This window comes from Mesorhizobium sp. CNPSo 4670 (assembly GCF_057784235.1).
The window spans coordinates 1-10,693 of sequence record NZ_JBWJFQ010000041.1 but is presented as its reverse complement, the minus strand read 5'-3'; the positions used below and the strand labels follow the sequence as shown (position 1 = coordinate 10,693).

7 protein-coding genes and 3 pseudogenes are annotated in these 10,693 nt (G+C 58.3%); 3 read left to right on the top strand and 7 right to left on the bottom strand.

Annotated features, from left to right (window positions below):
* Together AC0ZT5_RS34485 and AC0ZT5_RS34480 are read right to left on the bottom strand one after the other, a co-directional pair.
* On the bottom strand, nt 1–259 hold a 259-nt coding region (locus AC0ZT5_RS34485; RefSeq protein ID WP_488500079.1), incomplete at its 3' end, for a phosphotriesterase family protein.
* 1,111 nt (nt 260–1,370) lie between these two features.
* On the bottom strand, nt 1,371–2,705 hold the full coding sequence (locus AC0ZT5_RS34480; RefSeq protein WP_488500078.1) for an aspartate aminotransferase family protein: 1,335 nt from the start codon (nt 2,703–2,705) through the stop codon (nt 1,371–1,373).
* Nucleotides 2,706–3,078: 373 nt separating this feature from the next.
* On the opposite strand from AC0ZT5_RS34480, the gene AC0ZT5_RS34475 reads away from it, so the two are divergent.
* Together AC0ZT5_RS34475 and AC0ZT5_RS34470 are read left to right on the top strand one after the other, a co-directional pair.
* Nucleotides 3,079–3,915: a beta-keto acid cleavage family enzyme gene (locus AC0ZT5_RS34475; RefSeq protein ID WP_488500077.1), complete on the top strand. Its 837-nt coding sequence runs from the start codon at nt 3,079–3,081 to the stop codon at nt 3,913–3,915.
* Nucleotides 3,916–4,027: 112 nt separating this feature from the next.
* Nucleotides 4,028–4,990, top strand: coding sequence for a MurR/RpiR family transcriptional regulator (locus AC0ZT5_RS34470; RefSeq protein WP_488500076.1), 963 nt, complete (start codon nt 4,028–4,030; stop codon nt 4,988–4,990).
* Between the two features lie 183 nt (nt 4,991–5,173).
* On the opposite strand, the gene AC0ZT5_RS34465 is transcribed toward AC0ZT5_RS34470, so the two are convergent.
* The 4 genes and pseudogenes from AC0ZT5_RS34465 to AC0ZT5_RS34450 form a co-directional block, all read right to left on the bottom strand.
* Nucleotides 5,174–6,166, bottom strand: coding sequence for an IS481 family transposase (locus tag AC0ZT5_RS34465; RefSeq protein ID WP_488500075.1), 993 nt, complete (start codon nt 6,164–6,166; stop codon nt 5,174–5,176).
* A gap of 115 nt (nt 6,167–6,281) precedes the next feature.
* A complete protein-coding gene (locus AC0ZT5_RS34460) occupies nt 6,282–8,471 on the bottom strand; it encodes an acetate--CoA ligase family protein (protein ID WP_488500074.1) in 2,190 nt (729 codons plus the stop codon).
* Nucleotides 8,472–8,473: 2 nt separating this feature from the next.
* Complete coding sequence (locus tag AC0ZT5_RS34455; RefSeq protein ID WP_488500073.1) at nt 8,474–9,256, bottom strand: enoyl-CoA hydratase/isomerase family protein; 783 nt, start codon at nt 9,254–9,256, stop codon at nt 8,474–8,476.
* 446 nt (nt 9,257–9,702) lie between these two features.
* Nucleotides 9,703–10,021 (bottom strand): annotated as a pseudogene (locus tag AC0ZT5_RS34450) (ABC transporter permease); the annotation flags it as partial.
* Nucleotides 10,022–10,160: 139 nt separating this feature from the next.
* On the opposite strand from AC0ZT5_RS34450, the pseudogene AC0ZT5_RS34445 reads away from it, so the two are divergent.
* A pseudogene (locus AC0ZT5_RS34445) lies at nt 10,161–10,337 on the top strand (IS630 family transposase); the annotation flags it as partial.
* 132 nt (nt 10,338–10,469) lie between these two features.
* Here the strand turns inward: AC0ZT5_RS34445 and AC0ZT5_RS34440 are convergent.
* Nucleotides 10,470–10,693 (bottom strand): annotated as a pseudogene (locus AC0ZT5_RS34440) (M24 family metallopeptidase); the annotation flags it as partial.

Here is a 10,693-nt window from a genome sequence, read left to right as displayed (position 1 = left end):
CGATTGTCCCGCCACCTGCCTCGACCATGCGAGCGGCCTCGCGAGCAGCCACCCCGCGATCCTTCTGCCTAATGTCGCGCGGATCGGCGGCGCCACCCATCAATAGTTTCCAGTAGTCGCGCGGGTCGGGACCGCCGGTGCTCGACGCATCCTGTCGACCCGGCTGTATAAAATCCCAGAAGAGATGCTCGTGCATCAACGTCTGGCCTAGCGTCGCCGGGTCAACCAGACCCAGCACCGTCTGGGCCTTACCCCTCATCTCATCTCTGCTTAACCGCACATTCATCTCCATTGACCGGTTCTCAGGATATTCCGAATGCACGGAAACAGTCCTGTTCAGGCTTGGCGAACCTCGCCCGCAATAGCAGCTCGTGTAAAATGCAGATTTCAGATTGTTGGCATCTGGCCGCACGATAGCCTTACTGTCGGGACAACGCCCCAGTCGGGCTGTTGAATTCGGGGTAGCACGTGTAGACTCACGGACATTGTTCAGCGCAACGCGGGCTTGGCGATGGCCGCAAGGGTGAACCGACAAAGGTCCGTTATGTCGTAGATGGATAACCCTGTCTTACGGCGTAGGCTATCTGTCACGCATGGGAACCCTGTGCATTCGAAGAGTAGCATCCCGATGTCGGGATACTTGGCGCGGAGTTGTGCAACACATGCTGCGACCTCCTGCTCGATCTGATCAACGCTGGTCCGGATGAATGGACGTGCCAACGCATTGCGTACGTATTCGCCCTCTTCGATCCCGCCGACGACCACTCTCGCTCGATCTGCCGGATTCTCGATACCAAACAGGTCTTCACTGCAGTGTCTTGAATCAGCGGTTATTACCGCAAGTTTCTGCGCAGGTGCTAGCTGTTGAAGCCGCCGCCTGATGTCGGATAAAAAAGTCACCGTCAGCAGAAATCATCCCGGCGCCTCGTTCGACCAAACGCCGAGCAGCTGTGACACAAGCGGCTTCGAGTGACGGGGTCCCGCGAATAACGGTCTCCGCCAATGCGCCTTCTACCGTTTCCGTGACGATAAGTCGGCCAAAGATCCCGGATCCACAAGAGGATCCTTTCCGCGGAATACGGCAAGGGCTATCGGGCGATAGACATCATCAAGCTCAAGAATTCCAAGGATAAGGCCGCCTTGCAAGGCCCTGGATGCGCCTCCTTGACCATAGGCAAACTGGGGATGATCTCAAACCCGTGGCGATGACACATGGCGAAACTCGAGTTCCAATTGATCTCGCGTTTCAGCCTGCGCTTCTTTGAAAGCCCTGCGACGCAGCCTTTCAGCTGCACGTCGGCGGCTTCACATTTTGGGCATCGGTTATTCCATTTTGATCTTCGCGCCACGTGCCGCAGACTCTGTCTTGATCAGGCAACGCTACGGGCGACCGCGGCGTCTACGGCGTCGCCCAGACGCTCCACAATCGTGTCGATCTGACCGGCGCTGACGATGAACGGGGGCGCGAGCAAGATGTGGTCACCTAACACGCCATCGATCGTGCCACCCATCGGGTACACCATCAGCCCGCATACCATGGCTTCTCGTTTAATGGCGGCATTGACTTTCCGCGCCGGGTCGAACGCCGACTTGTCTCCGCGATCGGCAACGATTTCTATCCCCTGGAAGAGGCCGCGCCCGCGGATGTCACCGACATGATGATGGTTATGGAAGCGCTCTTGGAGCCGAAGTTTGAGCAGGTCCCCCATCCGGACAACGTTGTCGAGGAGACGTTTCTCCCGGATGACGTCCTGCACTGCGAGAGCGGCCGCTGCAGCCATCGGGTGCGCCATATACGTATGGCCATGTTGGAAGAAGCCCGACCCTGTCGCGAACGCATCGTAAATACGGTGACCCAACAGTACTGCGCCGATCGGCTGATAGCCGCCGCCCAACCCTTTCGCGATCGCGACTAGGTCAGGCACAATGCCTTCCTGTTCGTATGCATGCAGCGTTCCGGTGCGCCCCATGCCGCACATCACCTCGTCAAGGATCAGGAGAACGCCGTGGCGATCACAAATCTTGCGGATCCTCTTGAAATAGCCGTCTACAGCTGGCACCGCGCCTGCCGTCGCCCCAACGACCGTTTCCGCAACGAATGCGATCACCTCATCGGATCCGAGTTCGAGGATTTTCGCCTCCAGCTCGTTGGCGACGCGCTCTCCGTACTGATACTCGCTTTCGCCAGCAAAGCGACCGCGATATGCATAGCATGGCGCTATATGGTGGGTTTTGACAAGCAGTGGGCTAAACTGGGCCCGGCGCCACTCATTGCCGCCAGCTGCCAGCGCGCCCAGTGTATTTCCGTGATAGCTTTGACGGCGAGCGATGATGTGTCTGCGCTGACTCTCTCCTTTCTCAACAAAGTACTGGCGCGCCATTTTCAGCGCTGCCTCCATCGCTTCCGAGCCCCCGCTGACCAAATAGACGTAGTCGATACCATCCGGCGAATCCGCAATGAGTCGATCCGCCAGCCGTTCGGCGATTTCGGTGGTAAAGAAACCCGTATGGGCGTAGGCGAGTTTGTCGAGCTGAGCGTGTAAGGCCGTCAGCACGTCCGGATGGCTATGACCCAGGCACGACACGGCGGCGCCACCAGACGCGTCGATATAAGCCTTGCCATCGGCATCGAACAACTCGATCCCACGACCGCCAACAGCCACCGGCAGGTCGGCGTGAATCGAGCGATGCAAAATCTTGCTCATGAAAGTCTCATGCTTGCCCCAACTGCACGATCAGTCGGAGACATGATTAGATCCCTGCTTTCCGATCGCTGACACTAAGCAGTCTCGATCCCTTACGCAACATATGTTTCAAGTTCTTTCCGATGCACCGCGCGGATCACTCCTCTGAGCGCTGGAGACGAACGCGGCCTTGCCCCCTGAGCGCTGATCATAATCCTGCCTATCTGAGGCGTGGGCGGACGGCATGCTTAGTGGCCTGAATGTCGCGTGCGACGGATGTTTCACACGCTTGCAATGATGTTCTGCATGGATCATTGGTAATTGTGCCAGGACTTACTGGGGCCGCCTGCACGTTAGCTCCTCGTCTAGCCTGGAATACGGAGTCAGGAGGCGAATGGAAATGAGCGATGGCGAACAGCCGACAGCGATTTGCGTGGCTCCCAATGGTGGCAGGCTCAGTAAGGCCGACCATCCTTCCCTGCCGCTCGGCCCGGTTGAACTGGCGCGCACGGCTCGGGAGTGTCTCGATGCGGGCGCGTGCCTTATCCATGTCCACGTGCGGGATCAAGATGGCGGACATCTCCTCGATGCGTCGGCATATCGCGAGGTCATGCAAGCCATCGGCGAAGTCGTCGGCGATGAAATGATCGTCCAGATCACGAGCGAAGCGCTTGGTCGCTACACTCCGGAGCAACAGATCGCGGTCATCAAGGAGACCCGGCCGCAGGCCGTTTCTTTGGCGTTACGCGAACTGGTCCCGACCCAGGCTCACGAATCCGGGTTCGCATCGTTGCTGTCTTGGATCCGCGCCGAGGAAATTCTGCCGCAGGTCATCCTTTACGATCCGGACGAGACGTTCCGTCTGAACGAGTATCACCGCCGAGGCCTGATCCCGTGGAATGATGTTCCGGTTCTTTTCGTGCTAGGCCGTCACACCCCGGGTCAGAAATCGCGTCCGGCGGACCTGTTGCCGTTCATCGACGCGGCTAAGCCGCGTTTTGCCCATTGGAGCGTCTGCGCTTTCGGCGAACGCGAAACCGCCTGCGTGACCGCGGCGGCTCTGCTCGGCGGACATATACGCGTGGGCTTTGAGAACAACCGCCGGCTTGCCGACGGGAAGCTGGCCGAGTCAAATGCCGAGTTGGTCACTGGTGTAGCGAAAGCTCTCCAAGAAGTTGGCCTTCGCAGCGCTGGTGCAGCCGAGCTGCGTCAAGCCTGGCAAGACCTGTAGTCGCGTAGTTCAGCCTCCTCGAAGACTTCGCCGCGAGTTGAAACCCGTGGGACCTGTGGCGAACGATGGAACACCTGTTGCATAGGTCAACACATTTCGCTACGTCTCGACAATGGCTGAGGGACCCCTTTCGGAGCAATTAGTTACCGGCTTCGACGCAATGTCGGAGCAGTTCCAATTGGCGGCGCGCTACATCATCGATCATCCACATGACGTGGCGCTGCTATCCATGCGGGATCAAGCGCGTCTGGCCGGGGTGCAGCCAGCCACTATGACAAGACTGGCCAAGCATCTTGGCCTGGGGGGTTACGAAGAACTTCGACAAATGTACGCTGACGCGGTTCGCAGCGGCGATGTGGGTTTCGCACGAAAAGCTGACGCGCAAGTAGTCACCCAGAAACGCAAGGGCGACCACGGTTTCGCTCGCGAGATTCTTCAAACACAAGCGGCGCAAATCGTCCAACTGACCGAATCCTCCCAACTTGACGCGATAGTATCGACCGCGCGGCGCCTTGCGTCTGCCAAACGCGTCTATTGCATCGGCCTGCGGTCGAGCCACTCGATTGTGTGGCATCTGCATTATATCTTGTCCATTATCGGGGAAAAATCAGTCCTGCTCGATGCGGTTGCCGGCACGGGAACGGATGCGTTTGCCCGTGCCGCCCCGGAGGACGTGCTGTTTGCGACAAGCGTGTTCCCTTACACACGCCTAACGGTTGACCTCGCGAAATTTGCGCATCGTCGCGGCATTCCCATTGTCGCCATTACCGACAGCGAGGTTGCTCCACTCGCCCGCGTCGCCGACGACGTCGTCCTTGTCCAAACAAAAAGTCCGTCATTCTTTCACACTATGACACCTGCGTTTGCAGTGGCGGAAGTGCTGGGGGCATTGATTGCCGGACAGCGTGCACAAGCCGCCCGTGAATCCCTGCTGCGATTCGATGCTCATCTGGCAGATTTCAACACGCACATGAAATCGAGAACCCAGACTCAAGCGCTTCGCCCGCCCAAGCCGGCCTCTTCAGCGGCGAAAAATACTGGCGGTCGGAAACACAAAAGGAATGGCGCGAACTGATCTCCCAATGCTGGCCTTCGCCGGGGCGAGCGGGTCGGTTGATTACGCGACCGCACTCTCTGTTCACAATTCAACCCGTGTGATCAGAGTGAGCTTGTGGACGAGAATCGGAGTTTCGACTGTTTTTCCTGATAGAGCAGGCGGTCTCTCGCAGAGAGATACTACCAAGGCCAGCCTCGATCGCTAGATGTTTAGTCCCGGCATTTGCTGGAGCGGATTTAGCCTGAAGCGTTCGGGCTGGGTGGCCCACGCCTTGCAGATGAACTCATAGGGCGTCAGGCCTTTGAGGGTCTTGAGCCTGCGAGCAAAATTGTAGGCGGCTACGAAGTCAGCGAGATGACTGCGGAGTTGGTCGTGGCTCTCGTAGTAGAAGCGCTTGACCGTAGCGTCCTTGATAGTCCGGTTCATCCTCTCGACCTGGCCGTTGGTCCACGGATGCCTAGCCTTGGTTGTGCGGTGCTCGATGTCGTTCTTGGCGCAGGCGTATTCGAAGGCGTGAGCGCGGAAGATTTCGCCATTGGCGATTGCCTCCTTGATCAGCGGCACCGCCGAGCCACCGGCACCGGGGGTGGTGAACTGGATGCCGTTGTCGGTTAGCACGGTGTGGATCTTATAGGGAACGGCCGCAATCAACCGCAGCAGGAACTCTCTCGATACCGCGGTGGTGGCCTTCTCATGCAACTCGACGAAGGCGAACTTCGAGGTGCGGTCGACAGCGACGAACATGTGCAGCTTGCCCTGCTCGGTCCTGACCTCGGCAATGTCGATGTGGAAGTAGCCGATCGGGTAGCTCTTGAATTTCCTCTTCGCCGGCCTGTCGCCTTCGATGTCGGGCAGACGGCCAATGCCGTGGCGCTGCAGGCAACGGTGCAATGACGATCGTGTCAGGTGCGGAATCGTCGGCTGCAGCGCATAGAGGCAGTCGTCGAGCGGCAGCAGAGTGTAGCGCCGGAACGCGACGATGATCGCTTCCTCCTCAACGGAAAGAACCGTCGACCGCGGCTCTTTCGGTCCCGTCGGAAGGTCGGCTGTTGAGGTCCGCTCCCGCCACTTCGCGACCGTCTTCTGGTTGATCCCGTAGCGCTTGGCCAGCGCCCTCAGGCTCTCTTGACTATGTTGTATCGCTCGACGGACCGCCTCTGTCGTCGTGGCGCTCCCATGCAGAACTTGGCCCATAACGCATCCCTTGATTCGGATGATAAGGATGCCCCATCAAAGCCCGGGATCAAACAGAGCACCGCGACACGATCGCTCACCCCGACTTTCGCGTCGATCAGTCTCGGCAGATCGGTCATGCCTCAATCCCTTGCTTGTGTGTCGAGTGCGCTTCGGAAAACTCGTTGAGAAGGATGCGAACGTCCAGAACGGTCAAGCCGTGGGGATAAGCAAGGACGGGATTCAAGTCTAGTTCGTCGATCTCCGGGAAAGCTTCAACGAAGCTCGAAATACTCACCATCAAGTCTGCGAGCGCGCCTCGATCGACCGGCGCTGCTCCGCGCACGCCGTCGAGAAGCGCTCGGCCCTTGATTTCGTCCAAAATAGCTAAGGCCTCACTCCGGGAGAGCGGAAGCGAGCGGAAAACTACATCTTTGACAACTTCGACGAGGACTCCGCCCAGCCCAAACATCATTACTGGACCATATACCGGGTCGCGCACGATGCCGACGATCACCTCAACGCCGCTCTTTGCGGCCATCGGAGTAACTAGGACCCCGGCAATATTCGGATTAGTTACTGCGGCCTTGGCGTTGGCGACGATCTCGAGGAAGCTGCGGCGCACTGATGCGGCATCTGTAACGTCGAGTTTGACGCCGCCAGCCTCCGTCTTGTGCAGGATGTCACGCGATACGATTTTCATTGCGACCGGCTGTCCACCGAGCCGGCGAAAAGCCTCTTCGGCCTCACTTTCGGCAGTGGCCAGAAAAGTCGGACCGAAATCGAGCCCGAAGTCGCGCAGGCTGGCTCGCCCTTCGTGCTCCAAAACGACCCGCCTTCCCTCGGTCGCGCATTGTGCGAGCACCTGCGCGAACACGCCGCCGGACTCAGCTCGAGGCGGCAACGATTCAAAGGTGCGGCATACCTCATTGTACTCGGCCAAAGCTTGCATGCAGCGGATAGCGGTCTCAAGGGAATTGTGCACGGGAATACCGGCTCGATGCGTGTTTGCCAACGGCAATGGCCGCTGGTGTGATTGAAGCACATTGTACAAACTGTGAATGATCACGGGCTTTCCAAACCGGTGCGGCATCGCGCTGATCATGGCCGTCGCACCGAGCTCTGCGGCGAGCAAGTCTGGTGAGAAGCGGACCGCATATCCGCCATAGAGGCCGGTGATAAGAAGTCCGTCGACAGCCGAGTCTTGCAGCAGAATATCTGCGCAAACGGCAAAAACTGATGGATCTGCATCGGTACCGCCGGCAACGTCGATTGGATTGATCACCGACGCGGCCGGAGGAAGCACCGCCGCAAGCCGCCGTCGTGTCTCGTCGCTCAAGGAACTGAGCACCAGTCCGCGCTCGCATGAGGCGTCGGCCGCAATGGTCGCATGACCCCCGCCGTCCGAGAGGATGGCAATGCGGCGCGAGCGCAGCGCCGGTAACAACGATAGTGCTTCCGCTATCGGCAGGATCTCGTCGGATCGGTGCGCGATGACTGCGCCGGCTTGCCTCAGGACACCCTCGTTGATCGCATATTCGCCAGCCAAAGCGCCGGTATGGGACTTCGCGGAAATGTGCCCTGCATTTGTCCGGCCGGATTTGTAGATAACGACGGGTTTTTCTAGCGAGATGCGCTTCAAGGCGTTCAAGAAGCGGCGGCCATTTTTCAGTCCTTCAACGTAAGCAATCACGACGTCCGTGTTGGGATCAGCCGAAAAGTAGTCGAGATACTCGTCAAAGCCTATGTCGACCTCGTTCCCGACGCCGACATAGGTGCTCAAGCCGAGATGGCCGTTGGCTTGCACTTCCGTGACGAGCGATAGCGCCATGTTTCCGGATTGAGACAACAGCCCAATACTACCCTTGCGCAACTCCGAAAAGCCGACGAGGTTACAGGCTTTGTGGGTATTGAAAATACCAGAGGTGTTGGGCCCTATGACCCTCACGCCACCAAGGCGCGCAGCGGCGAGGGCCGCATCCTGGAGCCGCTTGCCATCGTCTCCAGTCTCCGCGAAGCCTCCCGCCAGAATCACGGCGCCGCGCACCTTTTTGGCGGCGCATTCGGCCATGACTGAAGGAACCGTCGCAGCAGGCGTACAGATCAGCGCAAGATCGACAGGCCCTGGCACAGTGCCTAGGCTAGGTAGACAACGGACGCCGCATACTTCAGTCTCCTTCGGATTGATGGGGTAAATCGCTCCAGCATAGCCGTCATCCAACAGTTTTCTCAGTGACCTATATCCCCGCTTCGTGGGATTGTTGGACGCGCCGATGATTGCAATGCAGTTGGGGTACAAAATGGGGAGCAGTTCGTTCGAAACCATCGTTACTCCCCTCGGAAGATCGCCGGACGCTTCTCGGCGAAAGCGGCGACGCCCTCATGCCAATCGCGCGTAGTCGAACAAAACATCATGCCCTCAAGCTCAGCGATGAGCACAGCGTCGAACGTCCCGTGAGCAGCCGAGGCCAACTGTTCTTTCGCAAGCTGCATCGAGAATGGTGCCCCCTTTGAGAGTTCGACCGCCAAAGTGCGGATGCCTTCGGTAAACTCATCGTCGGGGATACAGCGTGATGCCAGCCCGATACGGACCGCTTCTGCTCCGTCGATCTGCTGGCCTAAGAAAATCAGCTCACGCGCCTTTGACAGGCCGACAAGTCTTGGGAGGATATGCGTGACGCCACCGCCGAGGAATGCACCAAGGCCAATCTCGGGAAATCCGATCCGCGCCGATGCGGCGATTACCATGAAATCGCAAGCGATGGCCATCTCCGCGCCGGCACCGAGCGCATAGCCGTTCACAGCCGCAATGATCGGCTTTGGATATGAGAGGAGACGTCTGCACACCCTTTGTTCGCTCATCAGATATTGCCTCTTCTCAAAGTCCGAGCGGCCGGATTTGTGCTCCTTCATATCGGCGCCGACACAAAATGCGCGCCCTTCTCCGGTCAACACAATCACGCGCACGTTCTTGTCTATTTCAGCTTGATTGAGAGCCTCCAGAACGTCGTCATACAATTGCTGCACCACTGCGTTTAGCCGGTGCGGCCGATTCAGGCGAATTTCGGCGATACCGTCCCGGATTTCGTAAACAACCGTTTCAAACATCATGCTTCATGCCACCTCGCCCGACACAAATGGCCATGCTTGCCCGACACGATAACAGACTCGGTCATCTTTGCAACGTATGTTGCACTATCACCTGTCTGAACCGAATGGATCATCCTCCCATCGCTTCCGGGGAACCGTGCCGCGACCGCGGCGTCATTGGAACTGCCCTACATTTTCGACTGGCTACCGGAAAGGCTCAAGGATCCTTGAAGATCGGCTTATGTCGGAGGATCAACAGCGCATCCAGGTGATCAGGAGCACAAGGCGTCTGCGGCACTGGTCGAGGGAGCAGAAGCTGCTGATCATCGCGGACAGTCTTGAGCCGGGCGGGAGACCTCGTTGGTAGCCCGGCGCGCGGTGTAGCGCCCAACGTTCTCTACCGCTATCGGCGTTTGCTGAGCGAGGGAAGCGGCCATGGGCGCAATGCCAATGCATCGCCGCCGCAGTCGCGGATCGAGCGCATCCCTGAGGCCGTCGCCGATGTAGTTCACGCTAAGGACGGTGAGCGAAATCGCAATCCCAGGCCACAGCACTAGTTGCGGGTAGATCTGCATGTGTCCAATCCCGTCATAGAGCAGTCGCCCCCAGGTCGTCCGGCGGAAAGCCCAGACCAAGAAACGACAGCAGGCTTGCCGTGATAATGGCCGTTGCGATCCCGAGAGTGGCTGTGACAATGATCGGCGACATCACATTGGGCAACACGTGGCGAAAGATGATCCGGCGCGGCGGGGTGCCAACGCTCCGCGACGCCAGCACGAATTCGCGCTTCAGCTGTCCGTTAGAATGTTGTTGAGCTTCTTGACAATCTCGGCGCGCTTCTCCATGTCAGCGGTCCTGCTGAGTTGTGTTAACGCGGTGATGCCGCTGATCTGTATGCCACTTATAAGACCCCGGCGAGAAATACTGGACCAAGCAACATTCACAGTTCCATCTTCACTTCACCCCCTCAGCGTCGTGGCTCAACATGGTCGAGCGCTTCTTTGCAGAGATCACCGGAAAACGCATCTGGCTTCAAAGCATCACCGAACTTCAGAGCGCCATCTTCGAATATCTGGCCAACCACAATGCCGATCGCAAGCCTTCGTCTGGATGAAGTCTGCGGGCGCGAAATCCTCGAAAAAGTTGCCGTGCGAAACACACGTTAGCGCAGCCTGGCGGTGTGCATGCCGGCGCATCGTATTGGTGCTGCGCCGGGCATCGCAATCCCAAAAAGTCAGCAATTTACCAGCAGGTCGCGTGACATATTGCTCAGCGACTTCGCGCCATTATCGGTCACGCGAACGGTCTCACTGAAGATGTAACCATCGGTCTTCTCAAAGATACCAATGAGGAGGTGGAAGGTCATGTTGGCCTGAAGCACCGTCTCATCTCCCTCCTGAAAGCTCGGGCCGCCGTCCACCCAATCGATGCCTATTGAGTATCCAATTCTGGATTCTT

Excerpts from the sequence above, each read along its gene's own strand:
- AC0ZT5_RS34480 (WP_488500078.1), bottom strand. The coding sequence starts at position 2,705 with ATGAGCAAGATTTTGCATCGCTCGATTCACGCCGACCTGCCGGTGGCT.
- AC0ZT5_RS34465 (WP_488500075.1), bottom strand. The coding sequence starts at position 6,166 with ATGGGCCAAGTTCTGCATGGGAGCGCCACGACGACAGAGGCGGTCCGT.
- AC0ZT5_RS34470 (WP_488500076.1), top strand. The coding sequence starts at position 4,028 with ATGGCTGAGGGACCCCTTTCGGAGCAATTAGTTACCGGCTTCGACGCA.
- AC0ZT5_RS34455 (WP_488500073.1), bottom strand. The coding sequence starts at position 9,256 with ATGATGTTTGAAACGGTTGTTTACGAAATCCGGGACGGTATCGCCGAA.
- AC0ZT5_RS34475 (WP_488500077.1), top strand. The coding sequence starts at position 3,079 with ATGGAAATGAGCGATGGCGAACAGCCGACAGCGATTTGCGTGGCTCCC.
- AC0ZT5_RS34460 (WP_488500074.1), bottom strand. The coding sequence starts at position 8,471 with ATGGTTTCGAACGAACTGCTCCCCATTTTGTACCCCAACTGCATTGCA.